Source organism: Actinomadura chokoriensis, from assembly GCF_039529475.1.
GTDB lineage: Bacteria > Actinomycetota > Actinomycetes > Streptosporangiales > Streptosporangiaceae > Spirillospora > Spirillospora bangladeshensis.
In genome coordinates this window covers 69399-88203 of the sequence record NZ_BAAAMW010000010.1, presented here as the reverse complement: position 1 = coordinate 88203, position 18805 = coordinate 69399, and the positions used below count along the sequence as shown (strand labels likewise).

24 protein-coding genes are annotated in these 18805 nt (G+C 72.0%); 11 read left to right on the top strand and 13 right to left on the bottom strand.

The features are described from left to right. Positions 1–50: 50 nt before the first annotated feature. Both ABFX46_RS22215 and ABFX46_RS22210 read right to left on the bottom strand, forming a co-directional pair. Positions 51–674 carry a TetR/AcrR family transcriptional regulator gene (locus ABFX46_RS22215; RefSeq protein WP_346044798.1) on the bottom strand — a complete coding sequence of 208 codons (624 nt, stop codon included), beginning with the start codon at positions 672–674 and terminating at the stop codon, positions 51–53. Next, positions 674–1486, bottom strand: coding sequence for a class I SAM-dependent methyltransferase (locus ABFX46_RS22210; protein WP_346044796.1), 813 nt, complete (start codon positions 1484–1486; stop codon positions 674–676). Before ABFX46_RS22210 ends, ABFX46_RS22215 begins: the two co-directional genes overlap by 1 nt. A 91-nt stretch (positions 1487–1577) precedes the next feature. On the opposite strand from ABFX46_RS22210, the gene ABFX46_RS22205 reads away from it, so the two are divergent. Then, complete coding sequence (locus ABFX46_RS22205) at positions 1578–2663, top strand: winged helix DNA-binding domain-containing protein (protein WP_346044794.1); 1086 nt, start codon at positions 1578–1580, stop codon at positions 2661–2663. 52 nt (positions 2664–2715) lie between these two features. Here ABFX46_RS22205 and ABFX46_RS22200 read toward each other — a convergent pair whose 3' ends face one another. After that, positions 2716–3201, bottom strand: a complete 486-nt coding sequence (locus ABFX46_RS22200) for a MarR family winged helix-turn-helix transcriptional regulator (RefSeq protein WP_346044793.1) — start codon at positions 3199–3201, stop codon at positions 2716–2718. A gap of 90 nt (positions 3202–3291) precedes the next feature. Here ABFX46_RS22200 and ABFX46_RS22195 point away from each other — a divergent pair, with 90 nt between their 5' ends. Continuing rightward, positions 3292–4053 carry a dioxygenase family protein gene (locus ABFX46_RS22195; RefSeq protein ID WP_346044791.1) on the top strand — a complete coding sequence of 254 codons (762 nt, stop codon included), beginning with the start codon at positions 3292–3294 and terminating at the stop codon, positions 4051–4053. Positions 4054–4086: 33 nt separating this feature from the next. On the opposite strand, the gene ABFX46_RS22190 is transcribed toward ABFX46_RS22195, so the two are convergent. Continuing rightward, on the bottom strand, positions 4087–4935 hold the full coding sequence (locus tag ABFX46_RS22190) for an NAD-dependent epimerase/dehydratase family protein (RefSeq protein ID WP_346044790.1): 849 nt from the start codon (positions 4933–4935) through the stop codon (positions 4087–4089). Between the two features lie 301 nt (positions 4936–5236). On the opposite strand from ABFX46_RS22190, the gene ABFX46_RS22185 reads away from it, so the two are divergent. Continuing rightward, the gene (locus tag ABFX46_RS22185; RefSeq protein WP_346044788.1) at positions 5237–5749 is read left to right on the top strand and encodes an O-acetyl-ADP-ribose deacetylase; all 513 of its coding nucleotides are present in this window, start codon (positions 5237–5239) and stop codon (positions 5747–5749) included. 11 nt (positions 5750–5760) lie between these two features. On the opposite strand, the gene ABFX46_RS22180 is transcribed toward ABFX46_RS22185, so the two are convergent. The 3 genes from ABFX46_RS22180 to ABFX46_RS22170 form a co-directional block, all read right to left on the bottom strand. Next, entirely contained in the window at positions 5761–6225 is a 465-nt protein-coding gene (locus ABFX46_RS22180; protein ID WP_346044786.1) for a universal stress protein, read from the bottom strand. Positions 6226–6288: 63 nt separating this feature from the next. Then, positions 6289–7077: a TIGR03084 family metal-binding protein gene (locus tag ABFX46_RS22175; protein WP_346044784.1), complete on the bottom strand. Its 789-nt coding sequence runs from the start codon at positions 7075–7077 to the stop codon at positions 6289–6291. Between the two features lie 68 nt (positions 7078–7145). After that, positions 7146–8759, bottom strand: coding sequence for an AMP-binding protein (locus tag ABFX46_RS22170; protein WP_346044782.1), 1614 nt, complete (start codon positions 8757–8759; stop codon positions 7146–7148). 176 nt (positions 8760–8935) lie between these two features. Between ABFX46_RS22170 and ABFX46_RS22165 the strand changes: the two genes are divergently transcribed. Continuing rightward, complete coding sequence (locus tag ABFX46_RS22165) at positions 8936–9826, top strand: class I SAM-dependent methyltransferase (protein WP_346044780.1); 891 nt, start codon at positions 8936–8938, stop codon at positions 9824–9826. 4 nt (positions 9827–9830) lie between these two features. On the opposite strand, the gene ABFX46_RS22160 is transcribed toward ABFX46_RS22165, so the two are convergent. Beyond that, complete coding sequence (locus ABFX46_RS22160; protein ID WP_346044778.1) at positions 9831–10586, bottom strand: SDR family NAD(P)-dependent oxidoreductase; 756 nt, start codon at positions 10584–10586, stop codon at positions 9831–9833. 150 nt (positions 10587–10736) lie between these two features. On the opposite strand from ABFX46_RS22160, the gene mshA reads away from it, so the two are divergent. Genes mshA through ABFX46_RS22145 form a run of 3 tightly spaced genes read left to right on the top strand, consistent with a single transcriptional unit; the run spans position 10737 to position 13460 of the window. Then, positions 10737–12065, top strand: coding sequence for a D-inositol-3-phosphate glycosyltransferase (gene mshA / locus ABFX46_RS22155; protein ID WP_346044777.1), 1329 nt, complete (start codon positions 10737–10739; stop codon positions 12063–12065). Positions 12066–12115: 50 nt separating this feature from the next. Further along, entirely contained in the window at positions 12116–12607 is a 492-nt protein-coding gene (locus ABFX46_RS22150; RefSeq protein WP_346044775.1) for a type III secretion system chaperone family protein, read from the top strand. A 28-nt stretch (positions 12608–12635) separates the two neighbouring features. Beyond that, a complete protein-coding gene (locus tag ABFX46_RS22145) occupies positions 12636–13460 on the top strand; it encodes a phosphoglyceromutase (protein WP_346044774.1) in 825 nt (274 codons plus the stop codon). A gap of 30 nt (positions 13461–13490) precedes the next feature. Here ABFX46_RS22145 and ABFX46_RS22140 read toward each other — a convergent pair whose 3' ends face one another. The 3 genes from ABFX46_RS22140 to ABFX46_RS22130 form a co-directional block, all read right to left on the bottom strand. Then, positions 13491–13928 (bottom strand): hypothetical protein, encoded by a 438-nt coding sequence (locus ABFX46_RS22140; RefSeq protein WP_346044772.1) that lies wholly within the window; start codon positions 13926–13928, stop codon positions 13491–13493. A 163-nt stretch (positions 13929–14091) separates the two neighbouring features. Then, on the bottom strand, positions 14092–14508 hold the full coding sequence (locus ABFX46_RS22135; protein WP_346044771.1) for an ATP-binding protein: 417 nt from the start codon (positions 14506–14508) through the stop codon (positions 14092–14094). Beyond that, positions 14505–14765: a hypothetical protein gene (locus tag ABFX46_RS22130; protein WP_346044770.1), complete on the bottom strand. Its 261-nt coding sequence runs from the start codon at positions 14763–14765 to the stop codon at positions 14505–14507. The genes ABFX46_RS22135 and ABFX46_RS22130 overlap by 4 nt, the downstream gene beginning before the upstream one ends. A 130-nt stretch (positions 14766–14895) precedes the next feature. On the opposite strand from ABFX46_RS22130, the gene ABFX46_RS22125 reads away from it, so the two are divergent. The 4 genes from ABFX46_RS22125 (at position 14896) to ABFX46_RS22110 (ending at position 17082) form a co-directional block, all read left to right on the top strand. Beyond that, complete coding sequence (locus tag ABFX46_RS22125) at positions 14896–15774, top strand: helix-turn-helix domain-containing protein (protein WP_346044768.1); 879 nt, start codon at positions 14896–14898, stop codon at positions 15772–15774. 8 nt (positions 15775–15782) lie between these two features. Next, positions 15783–16073 carry a DUF397 domain-containing protein gene (locus ABFX46_RS22120; protein WP_346044766.1) on the top strand — a complete coding sequence of 97 codons (291 nt, stop codon included), beginning with the start codon at positions 15783–15785 and terminating at the stop codon, positions 16071–16073. Between the two features lie 69 nt (positions 16074–16142). Continuing rightward, positions 16143–16400: a DUF397 domain-containing protein gene (locus ABFX46_RS22115; RefSeq protein WP_346044764.1), complete on the top strand. Its 258-nt coding sequence runs from the start codon at positions 16143–16145 to the stop codon at positions 16398–16400. 154 nt (positions 16401–16554) lie between these two features. Continuing rightward, on the top strand, positions 16555–17082 hold the full coding sequence (locus ABFX46_RS22110; protein ID WP_346044762.1) for a hypothetical protein: 528 nt from the start codon (positions 16555–16557) through the stop codon (positions 17080–17082). A 47-nt stretch (positions 17083–17129) separates the two neighbouring features. Here the strand turns inward: ABFX46_RS22110 and ABFX46_RS22105 are convergent, their stop codons facing one another. Further along, a complete protein-coding gene (locus ABFX46_RS22105; protein WP_346044760.1) occupies positions 17130–17996 on the bottom strand; it encodes a WD40/YVTN/BNR-like repeat-containing protein in 867 nt (288 codons plus the stop codon). A gap of 64 nt (positions 17997–18060) precedes the next feature. Beyond that, positions 18061–18723, bottom strand: coding sequence for a phosphate signaling complex protein PhoU (gene phoU, locus ABFX46_RS22100; protein WP_346044759.1), 663 nt, complete (start codon positions 18721–18723; stop codon positions 18061–18063). Between the last annotated feature and the right edge of the window lie 82 nt (positions 18724–18805).

The window sequence follows — 18805 nt, the reverse complement described above, 5'->3', positions numbered from 1 at the left end:
ACAACACGCCGCAGATCAACGAAGAGCTTGCGCGCGATCGGCGCGCGCGATCAGGGGGTGCGGGGGGTGATGCCGCGCAGGACGACGGCCACCAGGTCGTCGGCGACGTCCGACGGGGCCCGGCGGGCGAGGTCCTCGCCCTGGAAGAGCACCGACAGCACCGGCTCGTGGCACGCGCCGACGATCATGGACGTGGCCGCGTCCACCGGCGCGTCCGGGGCGAGGCGGCCGAGGTCGCGCTCGGCCCGCAGGTAGGCGGCGAGCCGGGAGCGCCAGTCCGCGTCGCCGCCGCTCAGCGCGGAGAACCGGGCGAGGACCTCGGGCTGCGCCACCAGCCCGGCGAGCGCGGGCAGCAGCGCGTTGTGCGCGACCAGCCCGTGCCGGACGTAGGCCCGCAGGTTCTCCTCGACCGTCCCGCCGCCGGCCTCGGGCAGCGGGTCGAGCGTGCGGCCCACCGACTCGGCGTGCGCGCGCAGCGCGTGCGCGAGCAGCTCCTCCTTGTCGGCGAAGTGGTTGTACAGGACGCCGTCGGCGACGCCGGCCTCCCGCGCGATCGCCCGGACGGTCAGCCCCGCCGTCCCGCGCTCCGCGATCATCCGCTCCGCCGTGGCGATCAGATGGTCGCGCAGCGACCGCTCGCCGCCGCGCACCGCGGCCGCCCTTCGAGGAGACATCAGCGCCGGGCCGTGACCAGCAGGGACGTGCCCCGGAGGCGGACGGCGCCGTCGCGTTCGAAGGGGCGCATCGCGTCCGTGAGGGTGTCGACCAAGGCGTCGCCGGTGCCGTAGTTGTAGCGGATCGGGCCCCAGGCGGCGAAGAACTCCGCCGCGTCGCGGGCGTCCCGGCCCCAGATCTGCTCGGCCTCCACCTTGCGGCAGTCCACGCCGCCGAACCCGGCCGCGCCGAGCACCTCCCGGACACGGTCCGGGTCTGACAACGACAGGGGCCCGTCGTGCCCGATCGGTGCCTCCTCGCGCGGCGGCAGCGCGGCGAAGACCGCCTGGAGGTCGGTCTCACCGATCGGTGCCATCGACAGGAACGCCAGGCGGCCGCCGTCCCGCAGCGCCCGCCGGATGTTCCCGAACGCGGCGACGGGGTCGGCGAAGAACATGACGCCCACCCGGCTGATCGCGACGTCGAAGCCGCCGTCGGGGAACGGGTGCACCTGCGCGTCGCCCTGCTCGAACGTCGCGTTCGCGACGTCCTCTTCCCGCGCGAGGGAGCGGGCACGGGCCAGCATCGGCCCGGACAGGTCCACGCCCGTCGCGCCGCCGTGCCGGGCCCGCCGCGCCGCGAGCCGTGTGACCTGCCCGTTCCCGCAGCCGATGTCGAGGACGCGGTCGTCCGGCCCGATCGCCGCGGCGTCCAGCAGTGCGTCGTTGAACCCGCCGTTGACCGCGTCGTACCGGTCGTAGTGGCCGGCCCAGTGCTCGCCCTCGTACCCGTTCCAGGCTTCGGCCTGATGCGTGTTGACGATGTCGGCCATGGCCCCTCCCTCGTTATGAACGCATGTTCATGAACATACGTTCATACCTTTTGCCGGTCAAGTCGCCCGCATATCGGCCATCCTGGGCGCTGTGACAACTGACAAGAGGGCGTTGAACCGGGCGCTGCTGGCGCGGCAGATGCTGCTGGAGCGGCATGACATGCCCGTGCTGGACGCCATCGAGCATCTGGTCGGCATGCAGTCGCAGGCGCCGAACCCGCCGCACATCGGGCTGTGGAGCCGGCTCGCGGACTTCCGGTTCGACGAGGTCGGCGCGCTGATGACCGAGCGGAGCGCGCTGCGGATGGTGCTGATGCGCGGCACCCTCCACCTGGTCAGCGCCCGCGACGCCCGCGCGCTGCGCCCGCTGACCCAGGGGCTCCTCGACAACTACCTGAAGACGCGGGCCCGCGACCTCGACGGCGTCGACCTCGGCGCGGTCACCGCGCACGCGCGCGGGCTGCTGGAGGACGAGCCGCGCACCGACAAGGAGCTCCGCGCCCTGCTCGGCGAGCGGTGGCCCGGGCACGATGCCGACCTGCTCACCTGGGCCGTCCGGTGCAGCCTGCCGCTGGTGCAGGTCCCGCCGCGCGGCATCTGGGGCGCCTCGGGCGCCGCGCGGCACACGACGCTCGACGCGTGGCTGGACGGGCATCCGGCGGCCGTGACATCGCTGGACGACGTGGTGCTGCGGTACCTGGCGGCGTTCGGGCCGGCGAGCGTCCGGGACGTCCAGCAGTGGTCGGGGCTGACGCGGCTCGGCGAGGTCGTCGAGCGGCTGCGGCCCGGGCTGGTGGAGTTCCGGGACGACGGCGGCCGCACGCTCTACGACGTGCCGGACGCGCCGCGCCCCGACCCGGACACGCCGGCGCCCGTCCGGTTCGTCCCGGACTTCGACAACCTGCTGCTCTCGCACGCCGAGCGGTCCCGGATCATCAGCGAGGAGCACCGCAAGCGCGTCTTCACGGTCAACGGCATCATCCGCGCGACGTTCCTCGTGGACGGCTTCGTCCACGGCATGTGGAAGATCGAGAAGAAGCGCCGGGAGGCGGTGCTGCGCATCGACCCGTTCGCCCCGGTCCCGAAGCGGGAGCAAGCCGCCCTGGAGGAGGAGGCGATGCGCCTCCTGGCCGCCGCCCACCCGGACGCCGCCTCCCACGCCGTCGAGTTCCGTTGACCTGCGGCGTGTTGTTGTTATGGCGGGCCGGATAACAACAACACGCCGCAGGTCAACGTTCGGGGGCGCAGGGGGCCGTCTGGTCGGGGTCCAGGGACGACAGCAGGGCGTGGAGCGTCTCGCGGAACTGGAGCATCTGCTCGCGGCTCAGCGGGTCGAACAGGTGGCGCCTGACCTCGCCGACATGGCCGGGCGCCGCCTCGCGCAGGACGGCGTATCCCTCGTCGGTGAGCCGCGCGATCGTGGTGCGGCGGTCGCCCTCGTGCTTGCAGCGGCTCACCCAGCCGGCCTCCTCCAGCCGGTTCACGGCGTGCGAGAGGCGGCTCGGGGACGAGTGGACGATCTCGGCGAGCGCGGTCATCGTCAGCGCGCGGCCGGGCGCCTCCGACAGCATCGCCAGGATCATGTAGTAGGCGTGCGGCATGCCCGAGTCGCGCTGCAGTTGCCGGTCGAGGGCCTCGTTGAGCAGCCGCGAGGTCCACAGGAAGGCACGCCAGGTCTCCTGCTCCTCGTCGTCCAGCCAGCGCGTCTCGCTCATGCGCCCAGTCTACCCGAAGCTTGAACACTCAAGGCTTGAAGATTCAATCATTTCCGGGCTATAGTTGAGCTCTCAAGTAAGGGGGACGACATGACCCGGATGCCCGTGCTCTACCTCAGCCACGGCGCGCCGCCGCTCGCCGACGACGCCCGCTGGACCCGCCAGCTCGCCCGCTGGTCGGCCGAGCTGCCGAAGCCCGAGGCGGTGCTCATGGTGTCGGCGCACTGGGAGGAGGCGCCGCTGAGCATCGGCGCGACCCGGCGGGTGCCGCTCGTGTACGACTTCTGGGGCTTCCCCGAGCACTACTACCGCGTCCGGTACGACGCGCCCGGCGCCCCCGAGCTGGCCGCCGACGTGCGCAAGCTCATTCCCGGCGTGCACCAGGACGAGGAGCGGGGGCTCGACCATGGCGCCTACGTCCCGCTCGTGGAGATGTACCCGGACGCCGACGTCCCCGTGCTGCAGATGTCGATGCCGACGCTGGAGCCGGAGCGGCTCTTCGAACTCGGCCGGAGCCTCGCGCCGCTGCGCGACCAGGGCGTGCTGATCGTCGGGAGCGGTTTCACGACGCACAACCTGCGGGAGCTGCGCCCGGAGCCGGACGCCGCGCCGCCCGCCTGGTCGGCGGAGTTCGACGAGTGGACGGACCGCGCCGTCACCGGCGGCGACATCGACGCCCTGCTCGACTTCCGCGCCAAGGCGCCCGCGGCGCGCATCGCCCACCCGCGGACCGAGCACTTCGCGCCGCTGTTCGTGGCGCTCGGCGCCGACGCCGGGGACGCCTCCGACCGCCGGGCGGTCATCGACGGCTACTGGCTCGGGCTGGCGAAGCGTTCGTTCCAGTTCGGGTGAGTTGTCACGTTCCGTCCGGTTGGCGGGCGGCGGTCAGGAGGCCGCGCCGTCCATCTGGGCGAACCCGGTGCGCCAGGACGTGACCTGCGGCTTCCAGCCGAGGCCGAGCGCCTTGGCGTTGGACGCCGGGCGGCCCGTCGCCGCGGCGTGCTTGCCCGCGCTGCCCGGATGCGGCGCGCCGATGGCCGCGCTGTAGACGGGCAGCCAGTCGGCCGTGGTCGCGGGCTCGTCGTCCACGATGTTCACGGCGCCGGCCGGCCAGTCGAGGGCGGCGAGCGCCGCCGACGCGGCGTCCTCGGTGTGCACGAACGACGTCCACGAGGGCGCCAGGCGCAGCGTTCCCGCGCGCGCCCGCTCGGCGATCGCGCCGTCCGGGGCGTACCAGGTGCCGGGGCCGTAGAGCGCGCCGTAGCGCAGCACCACGCCGCGCGGCATCTCGCCGACCGCCTCCTCCAGCGCCGCGACCCCCTTGTACGGCGGGAGCGAGGAGTCGAGCGGGTCGGTCTCGACGGCCGGCGCGTCGCCCGGCACGTACAGCCACGCGATGCTCTGCGCGACCATCGTCTCGACGCCGGCGGCCAGCGCGGCGTCCACCAGGTTGCGGGTGCCGGTGATGCGCAGCTGCGAGTTGGCGTCGAAGTCCTCCGCGCTGAGGTCGGTGAGCTGGTGGATCACGGCGTCCGGGCGCTGCGCGGCGACGGCGTCGCGCACCGCCGCGGCGTCGAGCATGTCGACGATGGCGGGCTCGGCGCCGAGCTCGCCGAGCAGGCCGGCGCGTTCGGTGCGGCGCGTCGTTCCGACGACCTCGTGGCCCGCCTGGACGAGCAGCGGGATCAGCCGGCGACCGACCACTCCGGTCGCTCCGGCGAGGAGAATCTTCAAGGGGGTACCTCCGCGACTGTCACGCCATTGGTCGGAACGGGCGTGCGAGATCTCTGCCTGCACTGCCCCTCTGCCTGCACTCTGTTTGCCTGGACTGCGCCTGTCACCTGCACTGCGCCTGGCGTTCGGCATGGTAGCCCCCCTGCGTCCGGCCGGACGAAGTCGGACGAGCCGCACCGCCCCCGGAGCCTCGTCCGCCAATGAGCGTACCGCCGGGAACCGCCCGAACGCGTTTCACACTTGGCGCGGATGAGAATTGATGTCCTCGGACGGGTCCGGCCAATGCGGAGGAATGCACGCAATGAAGATCACTCTTGTCCAGGGCGACATCACCGAGCAGGAGGTCGACGCGGTCGTGAACGCGGCCAACTCGTCGCTGCTGGGCGGTGGCGGGGTGGACGGCGCGATCCACCGCAAGGGCGGTGCGGAGATCCTGGACGAATGCCGCAGGCTGCGGGCCTCCCACTACGGCGGCGGGCTGCCGACCGGGCAGGCGGTCGCGACGACGGCCGGGCGGCTGCCCGCCCGCTGGGTGATCCACACCGTCGGGCCGGTGTACTCCCGGTCCGAGGACCGGTCCGAGCGGCTGGCCTCCTGCTACCGCGAGTCGCTGCGCGTCGCGGACGAGCTGGGCGCGCGCTCGATCGCCTTCCCGGCCGTGTCGGCGGGCATCTACGGCTGGCCGATGGAGGACGCCGCCCGCATCGCCGTCGGGACCGTCCGCGCCACCCCGACCCGGATCGCCGATGCGCGCTTCGTCCTGTTCACCGCGGACGCCTACGCGGCCTTCGAGCACGCGGTGGCCGCGGCCTAGCCCCGCTTTCCCTAGTCGTCCTTCTTCGGCGGCGGGACGACCAGGACCGGGCGGCGCGCGTGGTGCAGGACGCGGGTCGAGACGCTGCCGAGGATGACCGACCGGGCGCCCGCGAGACCCCGCGAACCCGTGACGATCAGGGACGCGTTCAGCTCGTCGGCGACGTCCACGATGGCGGCCCACACCGGTCCGCCGCCGCGCTCGGCCCGGATCGCCACGTCGGTCAGCCCGGCGGCGATCGCGAGGTCGGCGCCCTTCCGCGCGAGCTGCTCGGCCTGCTTCTCCTCCTCGTACTCGTCGCCGGGCGCCTCCGCGGCGACCGTTACCGCGGCGGCCAGCGGCGCCCAGCTGAGCTGGGTCAGCAGCGGCTCCCACACCGTCATGACCACGGTCGGCTCGGCCTTGAGGCGGCGCGCGGCGTACTGGACGGCGGCCTGGGAGTCGTCAGAACCGTCAAAGGCGATCAGAACTGTCATACCCCGACCATTTCCAAGATCGTCCGAGCCCGAACCCGAACGGGGCGCGTAGTGGCCGATCTCTCAGCCGGCCGACGGGGCGCGGCCGGGGCCGGGCGGGCCGGCGAACGCCTGGGCGACGTCCAGCCAGCGGTCGGCGTCCGGGCCGGTCGCGACGAGGGCGGTGTCCGCGCGGTGGCGGCGCTGGGCGACCACGTGGCAGAAGTCGAGCGCCGGGCCGGCCACGGACTGGCGCGCGTCCTGCGGACCCCACGTCCACTCCTCGCCGCCGGGGCCCGCCAGCACGACGCGGAACTCCTCGGCCGGCGGCTCCAGGCCCCGGTTGCGGAACGCGAAGTCGCGGGTCCGGACGCCGATGTGCGCGACGTGGCGGAGCCGGTGCGTGGGCTCGCGGCGCTCGCCGAGCGCGTCGGCGACGTCCTCGCCGTGCGCCCACGTCTCCATCAGCCGCGCGGTCGCCAGCGTCGCGGCGCCCATCGGCGGGCCGAACCAGGGGAGCCGCGTGCCCGGCGGGACGGCGGCGAGCGCCTCCACCATGCGGCGGCGCCCGTCGCGCCAGCGGGCGAGGAGATCCGCCGGGGCGTCCTTCGCGCCCTCGCGCGCGCCCGTCTCCACGTAGCCGCCGGGGTCGGCGAGCGCCTCCTCGACGAGCTCGGCGAACGCGCCGGCGTCGGTCGCCGCGACGACCGCCTGGTCGTCGGTCCAGGCGAGGTGGGCGATCTGGTGGGCGATCGTCCAGCCCTCGGCCGGGGTCGGGTCCGCCCACCGGGCGGCGGGCAGCGGCGCGACCAGGGCGTCGACGGAGTCGCCCTCGGCGGCGAGATCGGTGAGCAGAGAGTGCAGATCCGGCATTTCGCCAGCATGGCCGGTCGTGCCGCCGCCGGTACAGGACCGGCCCCTACAAACCCGAACGGGGTTCTTTAGTCCAGGAGCGCGCGGGCGGCGGCGTAGTCGGCCTTCCCGTTCGGCAGCCGCAGGCCCCGGTCGGTGCGGACGAACGCCTTCGGGATCTTGTAGCGGGCCAGGTGGGCGGCGCAGCCCTCGCGCAGCTCGGCATCGGACGGGCCGCCGGCGGGGCTCAGCACCGCGACGATCTCCGACCCCCAGCGCTCGCTCGGCCGGCCGACGACGAGCGCGTCCGCGACGCCCGGCAGCGCGCGGAGCACCGCCTCGACCTCCTCCGCGAACACCTTCTCCCCGCCGGTGTTGATCGTGGTGGCCTCCCGCCCGTGGACCTCCACGGTGCCGTCGGCGAGCAGCCGCGCCCGGTCGCCCGGCACGACGAGGCGCTCCCCGTCCACCGTGAGGAACGTGGACGCCGTCTTCACCGGGTCGCCGAGGTAGCCGAGCGGGATCGAGCCGCCGCCCTTGGCGAGCCAGCCCATCTCGTCCTCGCCGGGCGCGAGGCGCCGGGACCGGTCGGCGGACAGCACGGCCGTCCCGGGCGCCACCGCGAACGCCGTCGCCGCCGAGCCGCTCCGCGTCACCTGGAAACCGGACTCCGACGACCCGAGGACGTCCACGATCCGGGAGTGGGGGAGCAGTTCCAGCATCCGCGCCTTCACGCCGGGGCTGATCGCGGCGGCCGAGTTCACGAACGAGCGGAGCGCGCCCAGGTCGTGCGGGCGGGCCTCCAGCGCCTCGACGATCGGGCGGGCGAACGCGTCGCCGACGAGGGGCATCCGGGTGACGCGCTCGCGTTCGGCGGCGGCCATCAGGTCGGCGGCGTCCAGGCCGTCCACCCGGTCGGGGAACACCACGGACCCGCCGCCGCACCACGCGCCGAGCGCCGACCACGTGCCCGCGCCGTGCATCATCGGCGGGCCGACCAGGACCCGGACGTCGCTGCGGACGGCCCGCGCCACCGCCTCGCCGAGATCGGTGACCGGCGCGCCGTCGCGGCGCCGCAGGCCGAGCGGGCCGAGCATCAGGTCGCCGATCCGCCACAGCACGCCCTTCGGCATGCCCGTCGTGCCGCCCGTGTAGAGGATGTGCAGGTCGTGCGCGTCGGGCTGGACGGGCAGCGGGTCGGACGACGCCTTGGCGAGGGCGTCCTCGTAGTCGAGCGCGCCGGGCAGGAGCGGGGCGCCGGACTCGTCCGCGACCTGGAGGAGCAGCGGGCGGTCGCCGGACCGGCCGGCGAGCCGCTCCGTGACGCGTCCGATCGCGTCGGCGAACCGCGCGTGGTACAGCACGGCGGCCGGCCGGGCGTCGCCGAGCAGGTGGGCCAGCTCGTCGTCCACGTACCGGTAGTTGACGTTGAACGGCGCGACCCGGGCCTTGTGCGCGCCGACCAGGCCCTCCAGGTACTCGGGGCCGTTGTGCAGGTAGAGGGCCAGATGGTCGTGCGGCGACTCCCACGGCTCGGACGCCGTGCCGCGCAGGCCGAGGCCGTGCCCGTGCAGGACGTTCGCGAGCCGCCGCGTCCGGTCGGCGACCTCCCGCCAGGTCGTCCGGCGGTCGCGCCACACCAGGCATTCGCGGTCGGGGACCGCGGCGGCGATGGCCTCGTGCAGGGTCGCCAGGTCGAGCATCGGCATTCTCCTCGCGGGGGACGGCGTGGGCAGCACCGTAATCGATAACTTACCGAATCTCGTTCGGTGGGGTGCGGGGACATATTCGTAGCGGCACGGCGTACCAGACGTACAGGGCATAGGCGGCGAGACGGAACAATTACCGGGTGCCCCCAGCCCGCAAGCCGCGAGGAGAGGTGACTCGCGGCACCACCGCCCCGAACCGCCTGCGCCGCGTCGACCGCTGGATCACCGCCACCCAGGCGGGCCCGCTGCGCATCGGCGGCCGCCCGCTGGTCGTCGACCTCGGGTACGGCGCCTCGCCGGTCACCACGTTCGAGCTCTACTCCCGCCTGCGCGCCGTCTCCCCGCGGCTGGAGGTCGTGGGCATCGAGATAGAGCCCGAGCGCGTCACGGCCGGGCTCACCCTCCTCGCCGCCCTCCGCGAACCCCCCGAACCGCCGGACCCGCCCCCGCCGAGGCGGGCCGGAGGTGCGAAAGGAGCCGGCGGTGCGAAAGGGCGCGGCGGTCCGGGTGCGTACGACGGGCTGTCGTTCCGGCGCGGCGGGTTCGAACTGCCGGTCCCGCGTCCGCCCGCGCTGGTCAGGGCCTTCAACGTGCTGCGGCAGTACGACGAGCCGGCGGCCTGGCACGCATGGGACGACCTGCGCGCGCGCCTCGCGCCCTCGGGCGTCCTCGTGGAGGGGACGTGCGACGAGATAGGGCGCCGCGCGGTCTGGGTGACCATCACCAAGGACGGCCCCCAGACCATCACGTTCGCGGCCCATCTGCCCACGCTGGACCGTCCGTCCGCGCTGGCGGAGCGGCTGCCGAAGACGCTCATCCACCGGAACGTGCCAGGGGAACCCGTCCACGCCCTGCTGACCGCGTTCGACCGCTGCTGGGCGACGGCCGCGCCGCATTCGGCGTTCGGCCCCCGCGCGCGCTGGGTCGAGGCCGTGTCGCTGTTGGCGCAGACCCACCCGGTTCTTACGCGCCCTCCCTACGGCGGACGACACCGGTGGCGCCTCGGCGAGGTCACCTTCCCCTGGAAAGCGGTCGCGCCTCCGGCGCCCGATGTCCGGTGAAGCCTTACTCGCGGTGGAGCTTGTAGGGGGCGGCCTGCACGCGCGGCTGGACGTCGATCCGGTCGATGTTGACGTGCGGCGGACGGGTGACGGCCCAGGCGACGCAGTCGGCGACGTCCTCGGCGACCAGCGGCTCCGGGACGCCCTCGTACGGCTTGGCGGCCCGCTCCTCGTCCCCGCGGAACCGGACCAGCGAGAACTCCTCCGTCTTCACCATCCCCGGCGCGATCTCGGTGATCCGGACCGGCTCGGCGACCAGCTCCAGCCGCATCACGTCGTTGACCGCGTAGGCGGCGTGCTTGGCCGCGTTGTATCCGCCGCCGCCCTCGTACGGGACGTGCGCGGCGAGCGAGGTGACGTTCACCACATGGCCGCCGCTCTCGATGAGCTTCGGCAGGATCGCCTTGGTCACCCGCACGAGCCCGAGGACGTTGGTGTCGTACATCGTCTGCCAGTCGGCGAGGTCGGCGGTCGCGACGCTGTCGAGGCCGACGGCGCCGCCCGCGTTGTTGACCAGCACGTGGCAGGTGTCGACCGCCGCCGCGAGCGCGTCCACCGACTCCTGCGAGGTCACGTCCAGCGTGACGGGCGCGACCCGGCCGGCGCCCGGCACGGACTCGGTGATCTCCTTGGAGAGGGCGTCGAGGCGGTCGCGGCGCCGCGCCGCGAGGACGACGTTGAACCCCTCCGCCGCCAGGCGCTTCGCCGTGGCGGCCCCGATCCCGCTGCTTGCTCCGGTCACTATCGCGGTCTTACGCATGCGTCCAGGGTCCCAGACGCCGGACGCGGCACCGCCGGGCGGGCGGGGGACCGGTGAGGTCGATCACTGTGGCGGTTTGTCACGGTTGTCCCCCTTGCTGAGGGAACACCTGACACGGTCGATAGGTTGCACTACCGGAGGTGGTGTGCAGTGTCGCGTCGTATCAACCGGGTTGCGACGGTCAGTGTTCATACTTCCCCCCTTGACCAACCTGGTACCGGCGACGCGGGCGGCATGAACGTCTACATCGTCGAGGTCGCCAAGCGGCTGGCCGCGAGGGGCGTGGAAGTCGACATCTTCACCCGGGCGACATCCCGGGCCCTGCCCCCGGTCGTCGAACTCGCCCCGGGCGTCCTCGTGCGCAACGTCATCGCCGGGCCCTTCGAGGAGCTCGACAAGACCGAGCTGCCCCGCCACCTGTGCGGCTTCACCTCCGGGGTGCTGCGCGTCGAGGCGGCCCACGACCCCGGGCACTACGACCTTCTCCACACGCACTACTGGCTGTCCGGCCAGGCCGGATGGGCCATCAAGCAGCGGTGGGGCGTGCCGCTCGTCCACTCCATGCACACGATGGCGAAGGTCAAGAACGCCGCCCTCGCGGACGACGACAAGCCGGAACCGGCCGAGCGCGTCCTCGGTGAGGAGCAGGTCGTGGCTTCGTCCGACCATCTCGTGGCGAACACCGCCAAAGAGGCACGTGAGCTCGTCGACCTCTACGGCGCCGACCCGTCCCGCGTCGCGACCGTCAGCCCCGGCGTCGACCTGTCGATGTTCCGCCCCGAGTCGCCGATCCTCGCCCGCAGCACCGGCCTCCTCCCGCACCGCACCGGCCCCGCCCGGCGCAGGCTCGGCCTGCCCAGGGACGCGTACGTGCTGCTGTTCGTCGGCCGGATCCAGCCGCTCAAAGCACCGGACGTCCTGCTGCGCGCCGTCGCCCGCATGCTCGCGGACGACCCGGCGCTGCGCTCCAAGCTCGTCGTCGCGGTCGTCGGCGGCCCGTCCGGTTCCGGCCGCTCCCGCCCCGAAGGGCTCCAGTCCCTGGCCGCCCGGCTCGGCATCTCCGACGTCATGCGCTTCGAGCCGCCGAGCCCGCAGCACGAGCTGGCCGACTGGTACCGGGCCGCGGACGTCACCGTCGTCCCGTCCCACAGCGAGTCGTTCGGGCTCGTCGCCGTCGAGTCCCAGGCGTGCGGGACGCCCGTCGTCGCGTCCCGCGTCGGCGGCCTGTGCACGGCCGTCGCGGACGGCGAGTCCGGCGTGCTGATCTCCGGGCACGACCCGGCCGACTACGCCGCCGTCCTGCGCCGCCTGCACGCCGAACCCGGCCGGCACGCCCGGCTGTCCCGCGGGGCCGTCCGACACGCGGCCGGCTTCGGCTGGGACGCCACCGTCGACCGCCTGCTCGACGTGTATACCGGTGCCATGTCCATTCCGGCCGTTCCCGTCCCCGTTTCCGTTGCTGCGGAGGTCACGGCATGAGCGAAGCGAACCGGGGGGTGCGGGGGGTCGTCCCCCCGCAGGAGGTGAGCTTGAGTCCCGTCGAAACGATCAGGGAGACGCTGGAGGCGGCCGAGCTGGAGTTCGACGAGCCGCGCGAGAACGCGTTCTTCGTCAAGCTCCCCGGGCAGCACAAGCTCGCCACCATGACGTGGCTGATCGTCGGCGACCACTCCCTGCACGTCGAGGCGTTCTTCTGCCGCCGTCCCGACGAGAACCACGCCGAGTTCTACCGGTTCCTCCTGGAGAAGAACGGCCGCATGTACGGGGTCGCCTTCGCCCTGGACGACGTCGGCGACGTCCACCTCGTCGGCAAGCTGCCCCTGGAGGCCATCTCGCCGGACGAGATCGACCGTATCCTCGGCTGCGTCCTCACCTACTCCGACGAGAACTTCGACAAGGCCCTGGAACGCGGGTTCAAGACGTCCATCCAGCGCGAGTGGGACTGGCGGGTCAAGCGCGGCGAGAGCCTCGCCAACCTCCAGGCGTTCGCCTCCTTCGCCGACCCGGCCAACCGCGAGTGACCCGCCCGGGGCCGATAGGCTCTGGAGCATGGCGACCTTGGTATTGCTCCGGCATGGCGAAAGCGTCTGGAACGCGGAAGGGCTGTTCACCGGCTGGGTGGACGTCGACCTCTCCACGAAGGGCGAGAGCGAGGCGACCCGCGGCGGAGACCTGCTGCTCGACGCCGACATCACCCCCGACGTGGTCCACACCTCCCTGCTGAAGCGGGCCATCCGCACCGCCAACATCGCCCTGGACGTCGCGGACCTCCTCTGGATCCCGGTGCAGCGCTCCTGGCGGCTGAACGAGCGCCACTACGGCGCCCTCCAGGGCAAGAACAAGGCGCAGACGCGCGAGGAGTTCGGCGAAGAGCAGTTCATGACCTGGCGCCGCTCCTACGACACCCCGCCGCCGCCGATCAAGGACGACGACCCGCTGTCCCAGGTCAACGACCTGCGGTACGCCGAGCTGCCGTCCGAGCTGATCCCGCGCTCGGAGTGCCTCGCCGACGTCGTCGACCGCCTGCTGCCGTACTGGTACGACTCGATCGTCCCCGACCTGGCCGCCGGCAAGACCGTCCTGGTCGCCGCGCACGGCAACTCGCTCCGCGCCATGGTCAAGCACCTGGACGACATCTCCGACGAGCAGATCGTCGGCCTCAACATCCCGACCGGCATCCCGCTCGTCTACGAGCTGGACGACGACTTCGCCCCGCTCAAGCGCGGCGGCGAGTACCTCGACCCGGCCGCCGCCAAGGCCGCGATCGAGGCCGTCAAGAACCAGGGCGCCGCCAAGAAGGACGGCCCCAAGCCCCCCACCCCGCCCGCCAAGGACGCCAAGAAGGACAAGCCCAGGCGCGGCCGCAAGAAGTAGCCGGTCGAGGGGCCGCCCAGGCGCGGCCCCTCAACCGACGAACGCCGAGAAGAATCCGCCGGCGACCACCGGGAGCCCGGCGAAGGCCAGCGGCCCGGTCGCCCACGCGCACGCCCGCGCCTGCTTCTCCGTCGCCCCGGCCTTCATCAGGTAGTCCCGAACCTCCCCATAGGGGCGTTTGTCGCGGTCGGGCATCGGCATGAACGCCACCGGCGCGTACAGCAGGCTCAGCACGAGGGCCGGCGCCCGCGCGAGCAGCCCGTCGAAGGCCCAGTGCATCCCCAGCAGCACCAGCCCGAACGCGACCAGGCCGCCGATGTACAGGACCACCGACAGCACGGTGGCCAACGCGACGTCCCCACCCGCGGACCGCACGATCGGCCCCCAGAACATGCTGATCATCGAGGAGCGCAGAAAGATCATCCAGAGCATCACCGCGATGACGCCGATCAGTATGAGCGCCGTCACCACACCCCACTCCAAGCCGGATCGCGACACGCGTCGCCGACGACGCGCCACGATCAAGAATCGCTGCTGAGCGCAGCGAGCGCCATACCGTCCTCGCGCCCAGGGGACGAGAGGACGGCCATACGGAGCGGCACGGCGGTCGGCCGAGTAGTCGCGGCTGAGGTCAGGCGTGAGCGGGCCGGGCGATGGTGAACCAGGTGAGGGTGCCGGGGCCGTAGGGCATGCTGCCCCACTCCTTCGCGAGGGCCTCGATCAGGTGCAGGCCGCGGCCGCTCTCGGCCTCCGCGGAGTCGGGCGCGCCGCACGGGGCCGGGACGGACGAGGCGCCGCCCTCGTCCAGGATCTCGACACGGAGGGCGTCGTCCAGCCCCAGCAGCTTGACCGCGACCCGGCCGCCCGCGGCGCCGCTGCGGGTGAACCGGATCGCGTTGCTGACGCACTCGCAGGCCAGCAGTTCCGCGTCGCCGGCGATGGCGGGCGACCCGTTGCGGGCGAGCAGGCTCCGGACGTAGTGCCGGGCGTCGGGCACCTCCTCGACGGCCCCGGGGAAGACGATCAGCCCGAGGAAGCGCCCCGTCACGGCGCCGCCACCGTCGCGGCGATCCCGCGCGCCGCCCCCCTGTCCACCGGAATCCGGTTCGAGGGACTCCGCCCCCACGCGTAGAACCATCGTTCGCCTCGCAGTTCCGCTTTGATCTTCAGCGTCGCCGTGCCCCTCGGCACGTACAGGACCGGCATGTCGTAACGGCTGAGCGCGATCGTGCAGGACCGCCCGAGGACGTCCAGCTCGACGGCGAGCACCACCAGGTGAAGCAACTGCACCTCGCGCCCCGTCATCGGACATTCTCCTCATTGCGACCACTTTAAGTAATTTAACAACTACGCTGCGCGTTCGACCTGCCGTCGTTAGGATGCACGCCGAGGAGCATGAACGCAAGAGCGTATTTGTAGGTCGCTAAATAGCCGGATGGATCGAGGGACTCAGATGGCGCCAGGCAGGCACGTTCCGACCGTGGCCAGCACTCGTCTCGCCCGGGAACTCCGGAGCCTCCGCGGGCAGGCTGGCCTGAGCCAGGAGGCCGTGGCCGAGGAGATGGGCTGGAACGAGAGCAAACTGACCCGTATCGAGAACGACAAGAGTCGCGTGCTGGTCCGGGACGTCAAACGCCTGCTTGGTCTGTACAAGGTCGAGGGCGATGCGGCGGACGCGATGCTCGAACTCGCCCGGCTGGCCCGCGAACCCGACTGGTGGCACCAGTACTCCGGCGCCATCCCAGAGTGGTTGCAGGTCTACGTCGTCCTTGAGGCGTCCGCGTCCCACATCTTTGGCTATGAGTCGGAGTTCGTGCCGGGGATCATGCAGACGGACGCCTACGCACGGTCGATCATGTCCACAGCGCCCTATCCGGACACCGAGGCGGAGATCGAAGAAAAGATTGCAGTGCGAGCCGCTCGCCAGGCGCGACTGACGAGAGACGACCCACTCGAAGCGTGGTTCGTCCTGAATGAGGCTGTGATCCGCCGGATGGTGGGCGGCCGTGACGTCATGCGCGAGCAGATCGAGCACCTGATCAAGCTGGCTCGTCTTCGCAACGTGACTCTTCAGATCTTGCCATTCGCTTCGGGTGAACACGGTGCCATGCACGGCATGTTCTACCTGCTGGAGTTCGCGGCTCCGGACGACCCGGACAAGGTGTACATGGAGCAGCACATCGGAGGTCTTTACGCTCAGAAGCCGCCCGAAGTCAGCCGGTATAGGCTGATATCTGACCACTTGCGGGCTCAAGCGCTCGGGCCTGAACAGACGATCGTGATGCTGCGCAAGCTGGCGGAAGAGTTGGCGTAGGCGATGACATGCAAGGGGTGTCCGTGATGAACGTCCCCGGCCCGAAGTGGCGGAAGAGTTCCCGCAGCGGCAACAACGGCGGCGTCTGTGTTGAGGTGGCCGTGGTGCGCGGGCGTGACTGTGGTGTGGCGAACAAGGTGGACGAGGAGTTCGTCGTGCTCGTCCGGGACAGTAAGAACCCGGGCCGGGAGCCGCAGGTGTTCACGGTGGCCGAGTGGGATGCGTTCTTGGACGGTGTGAGCAAGCGGGAGTTCGACTCGGCCCGCCTGATCGAGGACTTCACCGCTCCCGTCCGCTGACCTGGAGTTACGCCTGCCTCTCCGGGTGGACAGTTGCGGCGTGGTACGCAGCGGCCGGATGGTTGAGCCGTGGACTGGCGCAAGAGTTCCCGCAGTGGCAACAACGGCGGTCATTGCGTTGAGGTGGCCGTGGTGCGCGGGCGTGACTGTGGTGTGGCGAACAAGGTGGACGAGGAGTTCGTCGTGCTCGTCCGGGACAGTAAGAACCCGGGCCGGGAGCCGCAGGTGTTCACGGTGGCCGAGTGGGATGCGTTCCTGGACGGTGTGAGCAAGCGGGAGTTCGACTCGGCCCGCCTGATCGAGGACTTCACCGCTCCCGTCCTTTGACGCCACCTGCGCCGGTATCTCTGGCGATGGCCCTCAGCTTCGCCTCTGGCCGGGTGTGCGCGGAGGGGAGGACGGACCTGTGCGGCGACGCACTGCGGTAGCGGTGTCCCTGTTGGCGGGGATGGTTGCCGGTTGCGGTCCGGGAGGGTGTGGCGTGGAGGTGCGAGGGAAGAGTGATCTTCCGGTGGCGCATCCACGGGAGGTCGCCGGCAAGGTCGAGGGGCTGCGCGGCCAGATAGAGAAGGGTCTCGGCGTTGGACTGCCCGCGGATAGCCGGACGGCAGGCGTCAACCCGTTGCCCTGCGGAAATGAAGCGGACCGCAGAGGCGTGCGGAGAACTGGCCCGCCCGGCGTCAACCCCTATCTGAAGCCTTGGTACGTCGACTACAGCCCTTATGCGATGACCGTGAACACATGGATGAGCGTGCGGGGCAAGGACGAGGCCACGGCGGCGTTGACCCGGCTGAGTGAGCATCTTCGCGAGGAGGGATGGCGGGTCGCGTCGTTCGAGCGGCCTTCTGGCGGGACGTGGCAGTTGCGGGTCGCGCCGCCGGAGAGCGGGTATGGCGCGGTTCTCGAAGCGCCCATCGCCGGTCGGGGGAGCGAGCAGCGTATCGGCGTGAACATCTCCTCTCCGTGTTTCCGACATCCGGACGCGCTCCCGAATGGCCGATCGTCGTAGACCTTCCGGCAGGATCTGCGGTTATGGGGGCGCGGCGGGGTGGTGGGTTATCGGAGGGTGAGGTGGGCGGCGCGTCCCTTCTCGCCGGCGGCCCAGCAGGTGTGGGCGGGGGTGCAGTCGACCGTTTCGAACTCGCCGGGCCGGTAGTCGCCGCCGACCGCGATGCCGTGCCGGGAGTCGCGGAACGCGACCGCGAACACGCCCTGGGACGGGCCGCTCGGCAGCGGCGTGTCGGCGACCGTCCAGGTGCGGCCGCGGTCGCCGGAGTGGAAGACCCGGGCGCGGGAGCCGCCGCCCGTTGCCAGCCACACGTCCCGGCTTCCGTGGCTCACCAGGCATTGGCTGCTCGCCGCGAAGCCCGCTTCGCCGTCCAGGGCGGGCGGCATCCCCGACGACGGCAGGACGCGCCGGCTGCGGCCGCCGTCACGGGTGGAGATGATCCGGAACTTGCCGTCCACGGGATCGCTCATGGCCAGCCCGTGCCGGGAGTCGAAGAACGTGACGCAGTCGTAGAACGCCCTGGGGTCGTCGTTCTGGAAGCCGAGGGTCCAGGTGTGGCCGCCGTCCGACGTCCGGTAGACGCGGGACGCGTCGCCTTCGCCGATGGCCAGCACGACGGCCCGGCGCGCGTCGAACGCTTCGATGTCGCGGAACTCCAGGCCCGCCGCGCCGGACGGGGCGACGTCCTGCCAGGACCGGCCGCCGTCGGTCGTGCGGAGGACCGTCCCGCCGCTGCCGGCCGGCCAGGCGACGTCCCGGCCGACCGCGGCGAGCCCGCGGAACCGCGCGTCGGTGCCGGTCGGCGTGAGCCGCCAGCCCGGCCCGCCCGCGTTCGCGGGGGCCGGCGCGGTGAGGGACGCCGCGACCACGGCGCAGATTCCGGCGAACGACAGCTTCCGGACGAGCGCTCTCATCGGCCTCATGAGGCGCAAGCCAACCCAAGTTGATCAAGTCGTCCAGGGTCGTCGGGCGGGGCGGTCAGGACAGGTCGGTGATCTCGTCGGGGCGCTGGCCGGTCACCAGGTAGACGACGTTCTCGGCGACGTGGACGGCGTGGTCGGCGAAGCGCTCGAAGTAGCGGCCGGCGAGGGTGATGTCCACGGCGGGCTCGACGCCGTGCTTCCACTTCGGGGACAGCAGGAGGTCGAACAGGCGGCGGTGGAGCCGGTCCATCTGGTCGTCGTCGGCGTCGAGTTCGAGGCCCATCTCCACGTCCTGGGACGCGATGACGCTGCCCGTCTTGGCGATCATCCGCTGGGCGATCTGCCCCATCTCCAGGACGATGGCCTGCAGTTCCGGCGGGACGGCCGACTCGGGGTGGCGGCGCCGGGCGGTCTTGGCGATGTGCACGGCGAGGTCGCCCATGCGCTCCAGGTCGCCGCTCATCCGCAGCGCGGTGATCAGGAGGCGCAGGTCGCCGGCGACGGGCTGCTGCCGCGCCATGAGGTCGAACACCGTCGCCTCGATGTCGGCCTCGATCTTGTTGACGTGCTCGTCACCGCTGATGACCTCCTCCGACAGCCGCAGGTCGGCGTCCAGGAGGGCGGTCACCGCGCGGGCCATCGCGGACCGGACGAGGCGGGTCATCTCCACCAGGCTGTCGGTGAGGGAGTCGAGTTCCTCGTGATAGGCGTCGCGCACGTGAAGTCCTTTTCGGGAGATCAGGGCCGGGAGAACGGGGGCCGGGGGAGGGCGGATTCGCCCACGCAACAGCCTGCCCTGC